The organism is Streptomyces sp. NPDC005955, assembly GCF_042871255.1.
Lineage (GTDB): Bacteria > Actinomycetota > Actinomycetes > Streptomycetales > Streptomycetaceae > Streptomyces.
On record NZ_JBIAIF010000004.1, the window covers coordinates 246,824 to 263,798 of the forward strand.

General features: G+C 72.7%; 16 protein-coding genes. 7 read left to right on the forward strand and 9 right to left on the reverse strand.

From position 1 onward, the window contains the following. Positions 1-60: 60 nt before the first annotated feature. Positions 61-948 (reverse strand): phosphotransferase, encoded by an 888-nt coding sequence (locus ACFYOU_RS12815; RefSeq protein ID WP_391305276.1) that lies wholly within the window; start codon positions 946-948, stop codon positions 61-63. A gap of 222 nt (positions 949-1,170) precedes the next feature. Here ACFYOU_RS12815 and ACFYOU_RS12820 point away from each other — a divergent pair, with 222 nt between their 5' ends. Beyond that, on the forward strand, positions 1,171-1,932 hold the full coding sequence (locus ACFYOU_RS12820) for a metallophosphoesterase family protein (protein WP_391305278.1): 762 nt from the start codon (positions 1,171-1,173) through the stop codon (positions 1,930-1,932). Positions 1,933-1,973: 41 nt separating this feature from the next. Here the strand turns inward: ACFYOU_RS12820 and ACFYOU_RS12825 are convergent, their stop codons facing one another. The 3 genes from ACFYOU_RS12825 to ACFYOU_RS12835 all read right to left on the reverse strand — a co-directional run bounded on the left by ACFYOU_RS12825 (position 1,974) and on the right by ACFYOU_RS12835 (position 4,774). Further along, the gene (locus ACFYOU_RS12825) at positions 1,974-2,861 is read right to left on the reverse strand and encodes a DUF4190 domain-containing protein (RefSeq protein WP_391305279.1); all 888 of its coding nucleotides are present in this window, start codon (positions 2,859-2,861) and stop codon (positions 1,974-1,976) included. A gap of 99 nt (positions 2,862-2,960) precedes the next feature. Further along, positions 2,961-3,602: a response regulator gene (locus tag ACFYOU_RS12830; RefSeq protein WP_389761670.1), complete on the reverse strand. Its 642-nt coding sequence runs from the start codon at positions 3,600-3,602 to the stop codon at positions 2,961-2,963. Then, entirely contained in the window at positions 3,599-4,774 is a 1,176-nt protein-coding gene (locus ACFYOU_RS12835; protein WP_391305281.1) for a histidine kinase, read from the reverse strand. The genes ACFYOU_RS12830 and ACFYOU_RS12835 overlap by 4 nt, the downstream gene beginning before the upstream one ends. Positions 4,775-5,053: 279 nt before the next feature. Between ACFYOU_RS12835 and ACFYOU_RS12840 the strand changes: the two genes are divergently transcribed. Then, entirely contained in the window at positions 5,054-5,944 is an 891-nt protein-coding gene (locus ACFYOU_RS12840; protein ID WP_391305284.1) for an SDR family oxidoreductase, read from the forward strand. A 98-nt stretch (positions 5,945-6,042) separates the two neighbouring features. On the opposite strand, the gene ACFYOU_RS12845 is transcribed toward ACFYOU_RS12840, so the two are convergent. After that, complete coding sequence (locus ACFYOU_RS12845) at positions 6,043-6,780, reverse strand: NAD(P)H-binding protein (RefSeq protein WP_391305285.1); 738 nt, start codon at positions 6,778-6,780, stop codon at positions 6,043-6,045. Between the two features lie 94 nt (positions 6,781-6,874). On the opposite strand from ACFYOU_RS12845, the gene ACFYOU_RS12850 reads away from it, so the two are divergent. Continuing rightward, entirely contained in the window at positions 6,875-7,558 is a 684-nt protein-coding gene (locus ACFYOU_RS12850) for a TetR/AcrR family transcriptional regulator C-terminal domain-containing protein (RefSeq protein ID WP_391305287.1), read from the forward strand. 7 nt (positions 7,559-7,565) lie between these two features. Here the strand turns inward: ACFYOU_RS12850 and ACFYOU_RS12855 are convergent, their stop codons facing one another. Further along, complete coding sequence (locus tag ACFYOU_RS12855; RefSeq protein WP_391305288.1) at positions 7,566-7,937, reverse strand: cupin domain-containing protein; 372 nt, start codon at positions 7,935-7,937, stop codon at positions 7,566-7,568. A gap of 49 nt (positions 7,938-7,986) precedes the next feature. Between ACFYOU_RS12855 and ACFYOU_RS12860 the strand changes: the two genes are divergently transcribed. Then, on the forward strand, positions 7,987-8,838 hold the full coding sequence (locus tag ACFYOU_RS12860; protein WP_391305290.1) for an AraC family ligand binding domain-containing protein: 852 nt from the start codon (positions 7,987-7,989) through the stop codon (positions 8,836-8,838). Here the strand turns inward: ACFYOU_RS12860 and ACFYOU_RS12865 are convergent. The 3 genes from ACFYOU_RS12865 to sigJ all read right to left on the reverse strand — a co-directional run bounded on the left by ACFYOU_RS12865 (position 8,794) and on the right by sigJ (position 12,774). Beyond that, positions 8,794-10,461 (reverse strand): ATP-binding cassette domain-containing protein, encoded by a 1,668-nt coding sequence (locus ACFYOU_RS12865; protein WP_391305292.1) that lies wholly within the window; start codon positions 10,459-10,461, stop codon positions 8,794-8,796. The two genes, ACFYOU_RS12860 and ACFYOU_RS12865, sit on opposite strands and share 45 nt — an antisense overlap. 215 nt (positions 10,462-10,676) lie before the next feature. Next, the gene (locus tag ACFYOU_RS12870; RefSeq protein WP_391305294.1) at positions 10,677-11,831 is read right to left on the reverse strand and encodes an FAD-dependent oxidoreductase; all 1,155 of its coding nucleotides are present in this window, start codon (positions 11,829-11,831) and stop codon (positions 10,677-10,679) included. Positions 11,832-11,901: 70 nt separating this feature from the next. Next, a complete protein-coding gene (gene sigJ, locus ACFYOU_RS12875) occupies positions 11,902-12,774 on the reverse strand; it encodes an RNA polymerase sigma factor SigJ (protein ID WP_391305295.1) in 873 nt (290 codons plus the stop codon). Positions 12,775-13,031: 257 nt separating this feature from the next. Between sigJ and ACFYOU_RS12880 the strand changes: the two genes are divergently transcribed. From ACFYOU_RS12880 to ACFYOU_RS12890, 3 genes are all read left to right on the forward strand, one after another. After that, the gene (locus ACFYOU_RS12880) at positions 13,032-15,278 is read left to right on the forward strand and encodes an MMPL family transporter (RefSeq protein WP_391305296.1); all 2,247 of its coding nucleotides are present in this window, start codon (positions 13,032-13,034) and stop codon (positions 15,276-15,278) included. A gap of 194 nt (positions 15,279-15,472) precedes the next feature. Next, the gene (locus ACFYOU_RS12885) at positions 15,473-15,847 is read left to right on the forward strand and encodes a hypothetical protein (RefSeq protein WP_389761610.1); all 375 of its coding nucleotides are present in this window, start codon (positions 15,473-15,475) and stop codon (positions 15,845-15,847) included. 156 nt (positions 15,848-16,003) lie between these two features. After that, positions 16,004-16,963: a pyridoxal-phosphate dependent enzyme gene (locus ACFYOU_RS12890; RefSeq protein WP_391305298.1), complete on the forward strand. Its 960-nt coding sequence runs from the start codon at positions 16,004-16,006 to the stop codon at positions 16,961-16,963. The last annotated feature ends 12 nt before the right edge of the window (positions 16,964-16,975 follow it).

The following is a 16,975-nucleotide window of genomic DNA, read 5'->3' on the forward strand; positions in this document are numbered from 1 at the left end:
TTCCGTTCGGCGGGCGGGTTCCGTTCGGTGGGCGCCCCTGCTCGGTCTCGGCGCAGGCAGTCACGTCTCCTTCGGCGTTCCCTCCGGACCGTCCAGTCGCCCGGCGACCGTGTCGAGCGTAGGCCAAGGAGGACCGGCGCGCAGCGAGCGCAGGCACTCCTCGCCGAACCGCCTCCCGTTCGGGAGCCGGTCGCCCCGTTCCCCACGCCAGGCCGCGACCATCGCGAGCACGAGCTGCCGGCACTCGTCCAGCAGTCCTCGGTCGACGTGCGGATAGTGCTCGCAGACCGCCTCGGCGACATGGGCGAGATCGAACTCGACGGGTCCACGGCAGCACGTCTCCAGGTCGATGAACAGCGGGCCGTTCTCCGTGTTGAGCACGTTGCCCGGATGCGGCTCGCCGTGGAGCAGCTGCTCAGCGGCGCCGCGGTCCTCGATCGCCCGGCGCAGGCTCGCCAGTCTGCTGCTGAGGAACGCGCGGTCCGCGCTGGTGAGCGCCGGCGAGCGATGCGGGTCGGCAACGACGTCTTCGGCCTCCGTGATGCGATCCGTGAACCGCGGGCTCGGCACGTCGGCCTTGCGCATGCGGGCGTGCAACTGCTCCAGCGCCCTGGCGTAGTCGACGGGTGGGGTGTGAGGCGTCACGGGTGCGTAGTAGGTCCACAGCGTCACGGTGAAGCCGTCGCGCAGGTGCACCCGGGGGTCCACCCGGGGTTCCAGGAGGCCCGTGGGGCATGCGACCCGGGCGAGCCGTTGAGCGAGCTCGACTTCGAACGGGGCCGCCCCGTGCTCCACGGGGGCGACCCGGGCGAGGACGTCGCACGGCAGCAGTCGCAACGCCAGCCTGTTCGAGCGGTGGACGACGATCGCTTCGTGGGCCGGCAGGTCGAGCGATGCGGCGACCGAAGTCGCAGCCGCGATCGCGCGCGGGACGTCGGTGATCTCCACCCTCGAATCCTGGCACGGAGGAGCAAGAGAGGGGTACCCGCCCTTGCTCGGGCGCCGGCCGGTGCGGCTCGGCACACCGTCAGGAGCGGTGGTTCGACCTGCGCTGAGCGTCGCCGGACCTTCGTGGGGACGGCTCGACGCACCCGGAAACGGCCGTCAGATGAACTACGCGTCCGGCGAACACCCTCACGCCACCACGGCCTTCCCCGCACAGTGGCCACCATGCTGAACCGCGTCGCTGTCCTGTCCGACGTCCATGGAGTCCTCCCGGCCCTGGAGGCCGTCCTCGCCGAACCCGACGTCCGCGCTGCCGAACGCCTCGTGGTCACCGGCGACATCGCGGCCGGCCCGCAGCCCGCCCGGGTCCTCGACCTGTTGGTCGGCCTCGGCGAGCGCGTGGTCTGGGTCAGCGGCAACGCCGACCGCGAGTTGCTGGAGTGCCGCCGGGGAGGAGGCGGCGCCGTCCCCGATCCGATCGCCCCCTGGGCGGCCGAACAGCTCCGGGAGGACCACCTCGACCTCCTCGCCTCGCTGCCGGCATCGGTGTCGCTGTCGGTGCGCGGTCTGGGGAAGGTGCTGTTCTGTCACGCCACTCCCCGTGACGACGAGGAGGTCGTCCTGGTCGACTCCCGTCTGGACCGCTGGGCGGAGGTCTTCGACGGCCTCGGCAGTGACGTCCGCACCGTGGTCTGCGGCCACACCCACATGCCGTTCGTCCGCCTCGCCCACGGCCGGCTCGTGATCAATCCCGGCAGCGTCGGCATGCCCTACGGCCGGGCCGGAGCGCACTGGGCCCTGTTGGGCCCCGGCGTCGAGCTGCGCGTCACCGACTTCGACATCGACGCGGCCGTCGTCCAGGTCTGCCGGGACTCGTCCTATCCCGAGGTCGGAGCGTGGGCGGACTACTTCCTGCGGGCCCGGGCGACCGATGCGGACGCCCTCGCGGCCTTCGGTCCGCGCGACGGCCGCGGCCACGCTCCCTGAGGCCCCGGGGGCGTGCCCGGTCCCCGCGCGGCACCGGCAGATCAGTTGGGGCCGGACCAGTACGCATCCGCCCACCGCTCCAGGTCGGGGCTGAACTGGACCTCGACCTCATCGGCCGCGTCGGGGGGCAGCGAGTAGGCGTACTTGCCGACGGCCTTCTTGCCGGGGAGGACATGGCCGGTGATGATCTTCTGACGTCCGCTTCCGTCGATCACCAGTTCCACGGAGACGCCGTCGGCGTCCATGACGGTGGGCAGCCCGGTCTCGACCGGGACCCGCTCCGGGCCGGTGTTGACGACGGTGACCGTCACCTCGATCGCCTCGTTGCCCTTCGCGTGGCCCTCCACGTAGGCGTCGGGGACGAACGGCTCCGGCTTGGCGACGGTGACCTTCAGACCCTCCCCGAACGTGTAGGTCTCGCCGAACGACAACCGCCTGGCCCGCTCCTCCTCGCGTTCCTTCCGCCGCTGCCGTTCCTCGGCCGCTTCCTCCGCGGCCGTCGACACCTCCGCGGCAACGGCGTCGTCACGAACCTCTTCGGTGACGTCGTTGAGCGTCCACACGGTCAGCGCCCCGCCGCCGACGGAGACCAGCAGACCGACCACGCCCAGGATCACACCGGCCAGCGACATCCCCCGGTTGGTGGCCAGCCCCTTGCGGACGCGGCTCAGTCCGATGCAGCCGAACACGAGGGCCAGCAGGGCGGGCAGCCAGGACATCCAGAAGAGGATGACGACCAGGCCCAGGAGCACGCCGACCACGCCGAGCACCAGGGCCGCGATGCCCATGGCGTTGCGCGGCGGCGGCGTCGCCATCGGGTACGACCAGTGCGCAGGGGTCGGCCCCCACGGTCCGGAGCCCCACGGACCCTGGGCCGTCGGTTCCTGGCCCTTGGGGTTCTGGTCGCCGGGGGGCGCGGGCATGGTCATGCGAGGTCCTTCGGACAGGTGGAATTGGGTGGATCGATGACCCTACCAGCCGCTTTTACGCTTTCCTTACCGCCGCGGAGTGGGTGGCAGCCGGCCGCTTCAGAGCAGGTCGCGGGCGACGAGGGCGGCCTGGACGCGGTTCGTCACGCCGAGTTCCGTGAGGATGCGACTGACGTGGGCCTTCACCGTCGACTCGCGCAGCTGCAACAGGCCGGCGATCTCCGCATTGGTCAGCCCCTCCGCCACGAGGTCCAGCACTTGGCGTTCCCGAGCCGTCAAGCGGGCGACGGCCTTGCGGGCGGCCCGGGTGCGTGCGGTGTCGGGGCGGTGGAACCGGCTGATGACGGTACGGGTGACCGTCGGCGAGAGCATGGCGCCACCGCCCGCGACGACCCGGACCGCGCGCAGGATGTCGTCCGGCGGCGTGTCCTTGAGCAGGAAGCCCGCGGCGCCGGCGCGGAGCGCCCCGTACACGTACTCGTCGAGGTCGAAGGTGGTGAGCACGGCCACCGCGGGCGGGCGGGGCAGGGACCGCAGGGCGCCGGTCGCCGCGATGCCGCCCATCACCGGCATGCGGATGTCGACGAGGGCCACGTCCGTACGGGTCCGGCGGGCGAGGTCCACCGCCGCGCGTCCGTCCGGGGCCTCGCCGACGAGTTCGAGTCCGTCGTCGGTCCGCAGGAGATCGCTCAGACCGGCCCGGACGAACGGGTCGTCGTCGGCGATCAGCACCCTGATCAGTGGGCCGGTTCCCATGCGGCCTCCTTCCTGGTGTCGCCGGCCGGGTGGGTGCCGAGCGGCAGTCGCGCCCGGAGCAGGAACCGGCCGTCGTCCGTGTGCCGGGCCGTCAACGCACCGTCCAGGGCGGTGATCCGTTCGGCGACGCCGATGAGACCGTAGCCGCCGGGACCGTTCGGTGCCGGCCCGCCGTCGCGCCCGCCGTCCGCCTCGCCCAGGACGGGGTTCACCGCGCGGACCTCCACCCGGGTCGGGCCGACCACCACCGTCAGTTCCACGGGTTGCGAGGGGGCGTGCTTGCGGGCGTTGGTCAGGGCCTCCTGGACGATGCGGTGCACGGCGAGCCGTACCGCCGCCGGCAGGCCGGTCAGCGGATCGACCCGGGACCGCACCGGGGTGCCGGCCGCCGTCGCCTCCTCGATCAGGCCCGGGAGGTCGTCCGCGGTCGGTGTCAGCGGCGGCGGGCTCTCGCGGTCGCGGAGCGCCCCGAGCAGGTCACGCAGGTCGTCCAGCGCGCCGGCACCGACGTCGCGGAGCAGGGCGAGCCGTTCGCGCACCGGCTCCGGCACCTCGTCCGCGCGGCGCTGGAGCACCCCGGTGTGCAGCACGAGCAGGCTGAGGCGGTGGGCCAGGACGTCGTGCATCTCCCGGGCGATGCGGGCGCGTTCGGACAGGCGCACCTGCTCGTCGCGGAGTCTCGCCAGCACCTCCGCCTCGTCGAGCCGACCGGCCAGGTGCCGGGCCAGTTCGCGATGGCTGCCCGCGGCCAGCCCGAAGGCGAGCGGCACGACCAGGACGGCGCAGGGCAGGAAGGTCAGCACCGGCATGTTCAGCCACTCCCGGGCCGGACCGAGGGCCGCGGGCACATAGGCGGCGCCGGTCAGGGCGAGCGCCACCGCCGGCGGCCGGCGGAGCGTGACTCCGTACAGCGCCACCAGCACGGGCCAGACCTGGCTCTCCAGCAGGAAGCCGGCCGTGGCGAGCACCGCGACGGCCAGCGGCAGCCGGCCGGCCAAGGGCAGCGCCGCGCACAGGGCCACGGCCACCGCGGCGCTGGCCCAGGGGTTGCCGATCAAGCCCGCTCCGCTGGTCAGCGCATCGCTCACCGCCCGGTACGTCACGAAGGCGAGGCCGGCGGCGAGCAGCAGGCGGCGTCGGGCCGGCGTCAGAGGCACCCCGTAGAGGCGCACAACCGGGCCCGTGGTGAATGGAGTTGAGAACAACGGCGTAGTGGTCCGCATTCCGTGCATGGTAGGCAACGGGGATGCCGGGCGCATGCGACGAAAGTCGGGGGTCTCCGAACGCCGCAACCGCCGTTCGTCGGCACGGACCCCCCTTCGTCCGGCGGATGTCCCCGGTCCGTGGGTGCAGCAGGGTTCGGGGTGATCGCACGTACGGGCACCAGGAGGACGACGGTGAAGGACGAGGCAGTGACGGACAGGAGAGTCGGATCGGTGAACCGGAGGACCGTACTGGGTGGGACGGCGGCCGCGGCGGCCGGTGCGGCCCTGGGGGCACCGGGCGCAGCGGCCTCGCAGCGGGCCGCGGGGAGGTCCGGTGCCGGCCGGTACGCGGGCAAGACGGTGCTGATCACCGGCGCCACCAAGGGGATCGGACGGGCCACGGCGTTGGCCTTCGCCCGGGAGGGCGCCCGGGTCGGCTTCTGCGGACGGACGGCGCGCCTCGGCCGTGAGGTCGAACAGGAGATCCGCGGGTCCGGCGGCGAGGCCACCTACTTCCGCGCCGACGTCCGCGACCCCGCGCAGGTGGAGTCGTTCGTGGACCGGGTGGTCGACCGGTACGGCGGCCCGGACGTCGCCTTCAACAACGCGGGCGTGCAGAAGGCGTTCACGGATCTGCACGAGGTGTCGGTCGCGGACTGGGACGATGTCGCCCTCACCAATGCGCGCGGACTGTTCCTGTCGTTGAAGTACGAGATCCCGCACATGCGGCGCCGGGGAGGTGGCGTGATCATCGCGACCGGCTCGTCGAACCAGATCCAGACGCGGCCGGGGTTGGCCTCCTACACGGCGTCCAAGAACAGCGTGACCGGGCTCGTCCAGGCCGCCGCCATCGAGAACGGTCCGTACAACATCCGGGTGGTCGCCCTCGCACCGGGCATGACGGACACGCCGATGTTGGACGTGCACCGGCCCGCGGGCGTCTCGGACGCGGAGTGGGTGCGTTTGAAGGCGGAGACGGCGGCTCGGAGCGTGGACGCGTTCAAGCGGATGGCGTTGCCGGAGGAGATCGCCGCCGCGGCCCTCGGCATGGCCTCCGCCGACTTCGGCTTCCAGACGGGTTCCACCCATCTCGTGGACGGCGGCCAGCTGGCCGGCATGTGACCCGTCCGCTCCGCGGACGTCCCGGCGGGGCGGGGGCCGGCGCCGACGACGCCGGGCCGCTGCACGGCGCTGCCGCTACGGGGGCGGCAGCGCACGGGTCAGGTGCGGTCTTCGGGCTGCCGCTCCCGACCGCCCGCGCCGGGGCCGTGGGCGAGGGCGCTCGGGGTGTAGCGGCCGACGATCGCCGGGGCCTCCTGGACGAGCGCGTCGTCGGTGAGCGCCGCCACCATGAACAGCGCGAAGTCCACCCGGCGGGTGAGGTTGCTCGCGAGTACCGGATCGCCCACCCGCCGGCTCCACACCGGCAGGCCCTGGCTCTCGCCCTCCTCCAAGGTGCTGCCGCGCACCACGGTCCACCGGGTGTCGCTGGCGAACACCCGGCGGCACGCCTCCACCTGGTCGTCGATCTCGACGGCGCGGACCAGTTTGCCCAGGAGGGCGGCGACCCGGACGGCTGCCGTGAACAGCCGCGCGTACGTGTCCTTGCCGTCGCGGGTGATGTGCCAGCCGCAGGAGAAGACCAGACGGGCGTCCGGCCGCGCGTGGTCGAGCACCGCCTGCGCCGTGCCCGAGGCGTACTGCTGCACGCCCCAGGGCACCAGGACCGTCAGCACCCCGTCGCACCCGGCGACCGCCCGCCGGATCACCTCCGGGTCGTTCGTGGGTCCGGGGACGACGGTCATCCGCCCTGCGAACCCGGCCAGCTTCGGCACGCTGCGCTCCCGGCACACGCCCACCACCTCGTAGCCGCGCTCCAGCGCGTGTCGGACCATGTACTGGCCGAGCTTCCCCGACGCCCCGATGATGCAGACCTTCTTCACTCGATCCGTGCCCATGGCGCATCCCCTTCGCCGCAACATTGACCTTACGTTGTAAGGGAACGTAACCTTATGGCGTAAGGCAGTCAAGGAGTCGGGAAGGGGACGGTAGATGCGCGAGGCGGGCCAGGGCCGGCGCAAGGGGGCGGCACGCACCCCGCTCAGCCGCGACCGCGTGATCCGCGCTGCGGTCGCGGTGGCGGACGAGAGGGGCACGGCCGCGCTCACCATGCGGGCCATCGCCGAACCGCTGGGCGTCGAAGCCATGTCGCTCTACCACCACGTGGCGAGCAGGGACGACATCCTCGACGGCATGGTGGACGCCGTGTTCAGCGAGATCGCCCTACCCCCGCGCGACGCCGACTGGAAGAGCGCCATGCGGCTGCGCGCGATCTCCGTACGCACCGTGCTCCGGAGCCATCCGTGGGCCGTCGGCCTGCTGGACTCCCGCGCCCGGCCCGGCCCGGCGACCCTGCGCCACCACGACGCCGTCATCGGGACGCTGCGCACGGGGGGCTTCTCCGTCGCGATGGCCGCGCACGCCTTCTCGCTGATCGACAGCTACCTGTACGGCTTCGTGATGCAGGAGCTGAGCCTGCCGTTCAACGGGGCGGCGGAGTTGGACGACGTCGCGGGCGCCATCCTCCGTGACATGCCCGCCGACGCCTACCCCCACCTCACCGAACTCGCCACCGAACACGCCCTCAAGCCCGGGTACGACTACGCCGACGAGTTCGCCTTCGGCCTCGCCCTGATCCTCGACGCCCTGCACCCGGACGAGGACGCCCGCGCCTAGGGCGGCGTCAGCCCAGGGTCTCGGGGGCCCGGGTCAGCGGCCCGCCCGCATCGCCCGTGTTGCGGACTCCCGCCGGTTCCACCAGCAGGACGGCCGTCTCCTCGTCGGCCACCGGGCAGTGCTCGACGCCCCGGGGCACCACGAACAGCTCCCCCGGTTCGAGCACGACGTCGCCGTCCCTGAGCTGGATGACGAGCCGGCCGCTGATGACCAGGAACAGTTCGTCGGTCTCCTCGTGGGCGTGCCAGACGAACTCGCCCTTCAGCTTGGCGACTTTGACTTCGTAGTCGTTGAGATCGGCGAGCTTCTTCTGCGCCCAGAGCTCGTTGAACTGCGCGAGGGCGTGGGTGAGGTTCACGGATTCCTTGCGTGTGGTCATGCGACGAGCATGCGACCACCCCCGGCACCGGGTCTTGTACGTTCCTGGCATGACCGACGAGCCGCCCCGCACCCGAGTCAGCGCCTGGCGACCGTCGGTCGCGGGGATCACCGAGGTGTTCCACGCCCGGTTCACCGACCACGCCTACCCGGTGCACACCCATGACACGTGGAGCCTGATGATCCTCGACGACGGGACGGTGGACTTCGCCGTCGACCGGCGTCGCCACGGAGCGGCCGGCGCGGGTGCGGTGGTCCTGCTGCCGCCCGGGGTACCCCACGACGGGAGGACGGTGCAGCCGTCGGGGTTCCGCAAGCGCGTGCTCTACCTCGACACCGGGGTCCTCCCGGCACGGTGGATCGGAGCCGCGGTGGACGACCCGGTCCACGCGGACCGGGTCCTGCGCCGTCGCGTCCACCAACTGCACGGGGCACTCACCGGCCCGCAGGACGCGTTCGAAGCGGAGTGCCGACTCACGCTGGTACGCGAACGGCTGCTCCGCCACCTCCGTGCACCGCGGACCGGAGCGCCGGACCGCGAGCCCTCGCGCACGGCCAGCGCCCTACGCGACCTGCTGGACGAGCGCCTGTCCGACGGGCTGACCCTCCACGAGGCGGCCGGGCTGCTGCACGCCCACCCCACCCATCTGGTGCGCTGTTTCCAGCAGACCTACGGGCTCCCGCCGCACGCCTACCTCACCGGGAGGCGCATCGACCGGGCACGCCGGCTCCTGCTCGCCGGCCAGCGACCGGCGGACGTCGCAGCGGCGGTGGGCTTCTACGACCAGGCCCATCTGAACCGGCACTTCACCCGCCACCTCGACGTCACACCGGCTCGCTACGCCCGGTACCGGAGGTCAGCCCACGTCCAGACGCGGCCAGTCGGCGAGGTCCCGCAGTAGTTGCCGGTCGTGCGTGGCGACGACGACGGCGGCGCTCGTGGCGCGGAGCGCGACGGTCAGCTCGTCGACCAGCGCCGACGACAGGTGGTTGGTCGGCTCGTCGAGCAGGACCAGTCCGGGCCGCCCGGCCAGCGCCAGCGCCAGATCGAGGCGCCGCTGCTGTCCCTGCGACATCCGCCCGACCGGGGTGCGAGCGGCCTCGGAGTCCAGCAGCCCGAGCCCTCCCAGCGGCAGGGCGTCGGCGTCCCGCAGCACACCGCGGGCCACCCACCGTCCCACCTGGTCGGCGTACACCTCACGGGCCGTGCGTCGGGGGTCCAGCGTGGCGGTCTCCTGGGTGACCCGGACGATCCGCGCCCCCTGCGCCACCACGACGTGCCCGTCCGTGGGAGCGAGCGAACCGGCCAGCACCGCGAGCAGCGTGGACTTGCCGGCACCGTTCGGTCCGGTGACCAGCAGCCGGTCACCGCCGCCGAGGGTGAGGTCGAGGGGACCGGTCAACCGCCCGGCGACGGCGACACCGTGCGCCCGCACCTGTGGCGCACCCGGACGGACCCCGAAGTCGGGCCACCGCAGGGCCGGTGGCGGCTCCGGTACGTCGATCCGGTGCGCTTCCAGGGCTTCCTGCTGCCGGTTCAGGGCCTGGACGACGCCCGGTGCACGGGACTGCCGTTGGTGCTTCCCCGTCCCCTTGTCCGGTCGCCAGCCCGTGGAGAGCCGGTCCCGGGCCTTCGACACCGCGTCCTGGAGCCGGAGGTGCTCGGCCTGCTGCTCCTCGTGGTCCTGTTCCCAGCGTTCCCGCTCGCGTCGTCTGCCGTCCTGCCAGGAGTCGTAGCTCCCGGTGTACAGGCGGGCCCGGCCGTCACGGGTCGGGTCGAGGTCGAGGAACCGGTCGGCGACGTCGCGCAGCAGCGCCCGGTCGTGGCTGACCACGGCGAGCCCGCCGTGGTGCTCGCGCAGTCTGCGGGTCAGGAAGTCCAGCCCGGCGGCATCGAGGTGGTTGGTCGGTTCGTCGAGCAGCAGGACGTCGTGTCGGGCACCGAGCAGGCACGCCAGCCTGACCCGGTAGCGCTGCCCGACCGACATCGTCGTCAGGGGGCGGTCGCGGTCGGTGGGGGCGCCCAGGGCTTCGAGTGCGACGTCGACGCGGCGTTCGGCGTCCCACGCGTCGAGCCGGGTGGCCGCTTCGAGCGCGGCAGCGTACCGGTCGTCGGCGGCGGGGTCACCGTCGGCCAGGGCCTGTGCCGCCCGGTCCAGCGCGTCGAGGGCGGCCAGCGACGCGGTCAGCGCCCGGGAGGTCAGGGTGCCGACGGTCTCGCCGCCCCGCACGGACAGTTCCTGGCGTGCCAGGCCGATCGTGCCGGCCCGGTGGACGGTGCCCCCGTCGGGTGTGATCAGCCCGGCGAGTACGTGCAGGAGGGTCGTCTTGCCGCGGCCGTTCTCGCCGACGACGGCGGTCCGCGACCGGGCGGACACGGTGAGCGAAACGTCGTTCAGGACGCGTCGGGCTCCACGGGTGACGGTGACGCCCTCGATGCGGAGGTGTGCGCCGGCGCCCGCCCCGACGGGCGGGGACACGGCTTCGTGGATCGAGGTGGTCGAAGTGATCGGAGTGGGGTTCAACGGTGCTCCGCAGCTCGCAGTGGAGCCGGGCAAGCGGAAGGGCCGCCCGGCGGGAACCGGAACGGCGAGCGCTGATTGAGCAGGGAGAAGGCGCCGCCGTCAGCGGGCGGATCGAACCTTCTGCGACCAGATGCCTCGTGCCATGACGGCGATGTTAGCAGCCCGGCCCTCACGGCCGGCCGGGCCGTGAGGGCCGGACGGCCCCGATGCGGGGTTCAGACGGCGGAAGCGGTCTCCTCGTCCGGGAGGGGGAAGAAGGGGATGTCGAGGTGGACGTGGTCGGCGGCGGCAAGGATCTGCGCGGCGTCGTCGACCGGCGGGTGGATCTGCTCGTTGATCCACTTCTTGACGGTCGCGCCCTCGGCGCCGGAGGCCATCACCCTGCGGTCCCACCCCCGGGTAAAGACCGCACCGGCGCTCCCCAGGTTCAGGCAGGTGACGTACGGGCCCGGGGTGAAGTCGCGCAGCGGCACGTCGAGCAGATCGGCCGCCGCGTTGTAGCCGGCCACCCTGCCCAGCGGGGTGGCATGCTGGCACGCCTGCATGACGGTGTGCTCGGAGTCGAAGGCCGCGGCCGCCGTGTCTCCGGCGACGAACACCTCGGGAAGCGCCCGCAGGTGTCGGTCCACCGGGATCCTGCCGAGGTGGTCCAACTCCTCGGAGATCTGCCGGGTGAGCTCACTGGCCCTGATCCCCACGGACCAGACCACGGCGTCCGCCGGGACCCTGGTGCCGTCGGAGAGCACGGCGTACCCGTCGCCGACCTCCGTCACCGTCGTCCCCAGGCGACGTTCGACGCCCAACTCGTCCAGGGCCGACTCGATCGTCGGCCGCGGGCCCGGGCCGAGTTGTTCGGCGACCACCTCCGACCGGTCCAGTAGCAACACCCTTCCTCGGGCGGCCAGTTCGGTGGCGGCCTCCAGTCCGACGAATCCGGCGCCGACGACCACGACGGAGTGCTCCGCCCGGTCACGCAGATGGTCGGTGAGGCGGCGGGCCCCGTCCAGGGTGTCGATGTCGAAGAGCCGTTCGGCGCCGGGCAGGCCCCGGGGCGGGACGAGCTTGCTGCCCGCCGCCAGCACCAAACGGTCGTAGGCGATCTCCCGACCGGCTGCCACCACGACGCGGCGAGCCGTGTCGATCGTGCTCACCGAGGCCCGCAGGTGCTCGACCCCGATCGGTTCGAGGATCCGGCTCAGCTCGACCTTGGCCAGGTCCGGCGCCGGTTCGTAGAGCCGCGGCCTGAGCACCAGGTGTTCGTTCGGCGCGATGAGCGTGATGCGCAGGTCCGCGTCGCCGCGGACCAGCGCCGCGCCCGCCGCGCTCCACACGCCTGCGAAACCGCCTCCGATGATCACTACGTGGGCCATCGTGTCGTCCCTTTCCGGTCCTTGCCCCTCCGGGGATCGGAGGGTTCGGCAGGGAGACAAGACAGCGGATTCAGATGTGACCGATGCGGGCCAGCTTCTCGGGATTGGCCAGTCTGCGGAGCTCCGTGATCCGCCCGTCGGTGATCTCCGCGGTGTCGAGCCAGAGCAGCTGACCCGCGCGGTAGGTCGCCAGGGCCGGGTATCCGTTCACCTCGACGATCCGGGTCGCGTCGGGGCGACGGATCGTGACCAGTCTGACCGCCAGCAGGGCGATCGGCTCGGCGCCCAGGACCGGCCTGCGGGCGGCGGCGACCCGACCGCCGCCGTCGCCGACGTAGACCGCCCCGGGGTCCAGCAGGGCGACGAGCCCGGCCATGTCCCCCGCTTCGGCGGCCGCTTTGAACGCCCCGAGGACGCGTTCCGTTTCGGCTCTGGACGCCCGGGGGCGCTCCTTGACCTGGGCGATCCGCGCCCGCGCACGGGAGGCGAGCTTCCGGCTGGCGGCGGGCGTGCCGCCCAGCACCTCGGCGATCCGGGCGAACGGGAAGTCGAAGACGTCGTGCAGCACCAGCGCCACCCGCTCGGCGGGGGTGAGCCGCTCCATGACGACCAGCATCGCGGTGCCCACCGACTCGTCCACGAGCACCTGGGTGGCGACGTCGGGTCCCGTCAGCAGCGGCTCGGGGAGCCAGGGCCCGACATAGGACTCGCGTCGGACCCGGGCCGACTTCAGCACGTTGTACGAGGTCCGGGCGGCCACGGTCACCAACCAGGCCCGGAGGTCGCGCACGTCGGACAGGTCGGCCGCGGCGGCGCGCAACCAGACCTCCTGGGTGACGTCCTCGGCCTCGGCCACGGTGCCCAGGATCCGGTAGGCCGCTCCGAAGACCGCGGGGCGGTGCGATGCCCAGTCGGCGTCCGCCAACACGTCGGTCAGCTCCACCCATTGCCCCCTGCCCCGTGCGTTCGTGATCCCGTCCGATTCTAGGTTCCGTCCGGCGGACCGACGTGCCCGAGGCCGTCGGAGCCACGGCCCGCGCCCCGATGTCACGAACGGGGGGCCTCGTTCCGTCGACCTCCTGGAAGCGCCCCGCGGGGAGCACGGCCGTGCCCCCCCCCGCGAAGGCGCTCCCGCTCGACGGGCCCCTGTGCACCGGTCATCCGGTGGGCGGGGGCGGAACACTCCGAGGAGAGACAGACATGCTCCAGTCACTGGCCCGGGCCGTCCTACGGCAACGCCGGCGCTTCCTGCGCGTCGCCCTGCTGCTGTTCGTGGTCGCCGCCGCCGTGGGCGCCACCGCGTTCCCGAGACTCTCGGCCGGCGGCTACGAGGACCCGGGGACCGAGTCGGCCCGGGCGGCGGCGTTCCTGGCCGACCGGTTCGACGTGGGTCAACCCAATCTGGTGCTGCTCGTCGAGGACGCACGGGGAGTGGACGACGCGGCGGTCGCCGCTGCCGCCGCGCGGGTGACGGAACGTCTGTCCGCGGAACCCGACGTCCACCAGGCGTACTCGTACTGGTCGACGGGCCGGCCGGCAGCACTGCGGGCCGCGGACTCCCGAAGTGCCCTGATCCTGGCCTGGGTCGAGGGGGACGAGAACCACGTCCAGAGGTGGATGTCCGAGCACGGCGGGACGTACGAGGGCACCGTGGAAGGGGTGGCGATCCGGCAGGGCGGCACCGCGAAGGCGGGCGTCGAGATGACCGACCGGACGATGGCGGACCTGATCAAGGCCGAGGCCCTCGCGATGCCGGTGCTCCTGGTCCTCCTGATCTTCGTCTTCCGGGGAGTGGTCGCCGCCGCGATGCCGCTGGTGATCGGCACCCTGACGATGGCGTGCGCCTTCTTCGTGCTGCGCGTGCTCACCCTGTTCACCGAGGTGTCGGTCTTCGCGATGAACATCACCACCGGGCTGGGGCTGGGACTCGCCGTCGACTACAGCCTGTTCGTCATCAGCCGGTACCGCGAGGAGTTGGCGCGCGGCGCCGACACCGACACGGCCCTGATCACCAGTGTGCGCACGGCGGGCCGCACCGTGGCGTTCTCCGCGGTGACGGTCGCGCTGGCGCTCGGCGGTCTGCTGGTCTTCCCGTTCTCCTTCCTGCGTTCCTTCGCCTACTCCGGCATTCCCGTGGCACTGATCGCCGCCCTGGCCTCGGTGACCGTGCTCCCGGCGCTGTTGCGGGTCCTCGGTCCGCGCATCGACAGCCTCCGGGTGCCCGGCCGGTCCGGGCGGCCCCGGCAGGAGGAGAACTTCTGGCACCGTACGGCCACCGCGGTGATGCGCTTCCCGTTGCCCGTCGGTCTGGCGACCGTCGCCCTGCTCCTGCTGCTCGGGGCACCGTTCCTCCACCTCAAGCTGAGCCTGGCCGACGAACGCGTGCTGCCGTCGAGCGCCAGTTCCTTCCAGGTCGGTGAGGTCATGCGCAACGCGTACCCCTCCCAGGAGAACCACGCCGCGTTGGTGGTGCTGCGTGCGGTGGGCGACCCCGCGGGGGCCGCGGGCGAGGTCGACGCCTACGCGCAGCGGCTGTCCCGGCTGGACGGCGTGGCGCGGGTCGACACCTACACGGGCGGCTATGCGCACGGCGAACGCCGCACTCCCCCGGGTGCCGCCTCGGCCGCCTTCGCCGTGGAGCGGTCCGCCTATCTGAAGGTGGTCCCGGAGGAACCCGAGACGAACGACGCGGGGCGGGAACTGGTGCGGGAGATCCGCACCGCGCCGGCGCCGTTCCCCGTCCAGGTCACCGGTCCCGGCGCGGTCCTGGAGGACTCGTTGCACTCCTTGACGTCGAAGATGCCCTGGGCGCTGGCCGTCATCGGCGGCAGCACGCTGGTCCTGCTGTTCCTGCTGACGGGGAGCGTGCTGCTGCCGATCAAGGCGCTGGTGCTGAACCTGCTGAGCCTGAGTGCCACCTTCGGCGTCCTGGTGTGGGGCTTCCAGGAAGGTCATCTGGACGGCGTCATCGGCAGCTTCACGGTGACCGGCGCGATCACGTGGAGCGTCCCGATGCTGCTGTTCTGCATCGCCTTCGGACTGTCGATGGACTACGAGGTGTTCCTGCTCTCCCGCATCAAGGAGGAGTACGAACGAACGGGTGACCCCGTCGGGTCGGTGGCCCGGGGACTGGGCCGCACCGGCAGTCTGGTGTCGGCCGCGGCGCTGCTCGTCGCCATCGTCTTCGCCGGCTTCATGACCTCGGGCATCACCTATCTGAAGGCCATCGGCCTGGGGCTGGCGCTCGCCGTGCTCATGGACGCCACGGTGGTGCGCGGGTTGTTGGTACCCGCGTTCATGCGTCTGGCGGGCGGCGCCAACTGGTGGGCGCCGGGGCCGCTGCGGCGGTTGCACGCGCGGATCGGTCTACGGGAGTCCGAGCCGGCGGAGCCGGCGCCCGGGCACCGGGCCGACCCGGACGCGCTGGTCACCCGCAGCCGGACCTGAGCGGCCCGGGCCGTCCCCGCTCGCCGGTCCGCGAGGACGGTCCAGTGGTCCCGCGGGATGTCCACCCCGGTGGGGAGGTGAACAACCGTCCCGCGGATCAGGGATCCGGGTGACCTGCCCGGCGCCGGGGGTTCGCACGGGCCGGCCGGTGCCAGGCTCTTGGTGACGCATCGCACGATCAGGGGGATTGAGCCATGGGACGAACGATCCGAGCGCTACTGACGGCCGTCACCGCGACGGGCACCGTGCTGCTCACGGCGGCACCGGCCTCGGCCGGTGAGCAGACGGTGCAGGTCAACGGTCAGACCCGCGGGTACGGGGGCGCGGGCAGCGACGGTCTACGGGTGTACGCCTGTGACACCTTCAGCGACAACTGGGGCGTACGGACCCACTACACGTTCAGGAACAGCTCCGGGAACCTGGTGACGGCGACGATCGCCGACGCCAACGGGGTCACCGCCGGGTGCGGGGAGCAGAGCACGGGCACCAGCGCACCGGTGCTCAGCTACCGGGTCTGTGCGGGCGCGGCCGGCGCGGACACCGGCTGCACCGCGTGGTCCCGGCCCTGAACGGAGCGTCTGCGCTGCTCAGCGCGTCGGGGGGCGCCCTTCCCGCCGCTGGGCGGTGCTACGGTCCGTAGGTCTCCGCGGGGGACTCGCGCGAGCCCGCCGGCGGGGTCGTCCCCTTCCGTCGTCCGCCGGGGACCCGCACAGAAGGGCACAGCCGTGATCGACATCTCGGACATCGAAGAGGCGTCCCGCCGCATCGCAGGGCAGGTCCTGCGCACCCCGACCGTCGCCGCCCCGGGCCTGTCCGCGCTGCTCGGCGTTCCGGTCACCGCCAAGCTGGAGCTGTTGCAGCGCACCGGCTCCTTCAAGGCGCGGGGAGCGGCGGCGAAGCTGCTGGCGTTGAGCGCGGCGGACCGCGCCGCCGGGGTGGTCGCGGTGAGCGGCGGCAACCACGGGATCGCCGTCGCGGTCATGGCCGAGGTGCTGGACGTGAAGGCGACCGTGGTCATGCCGCGGTCGGCACCCGCACGTGCGGTGGAGATCGCCGAAGCCGCGGGGGCCACGGTGCGGCTGGCCGACACCATGGACGCCGCGTTCGCGCTCATGACCCGCTTGCAGGGCGACGGGCTCACCCTGGTCCACCCGTTCGACGATCCGGTGGTGGTGGCGGGCCAGGGCACGGTCGGTCTGGAACTCGCGGAGGACGCCGGTGAGGTGACCGACGTCCTCGTCAGCGTCGGGGGTGGCGCCCTGGTCTCCGGTGTCGCCGTGGCGCTGCGCGCCCGACGGCCCGGGGTGCGGATCTGGGGCGTGGAGACGGACGGCGCCCGGTCCATGTCCGCGGCGCTGGCCGCGGGCGGCCCCGTGCCCGTCGAATTGTCCTCGATCGTGTCCACGCTGAGCGCGCCCGCCGTTTCCCAGCTCACCTACGACCATGTGTCCGCCCTGGTCACCGACGTGGTCGTGGTGTCGGACGCCGAGGCCGTGCAGGGCACCCTCGACCTCGCGAACCATGCGAAGGTCTGGACGGAGCCGGCCGCGGGCTGCCTCCTCCCGGCGGCCCGGCAGGTGCTGGACCGCGTCGGTGACGGGGCGAGGCTGGGGCTGGTGCTCTGCGGCGGCAACGCGACCACCACGGACGTCATGGCCTGGGCGGACCGCTTCCACCTGCGGTGAGGCACGGGCCGC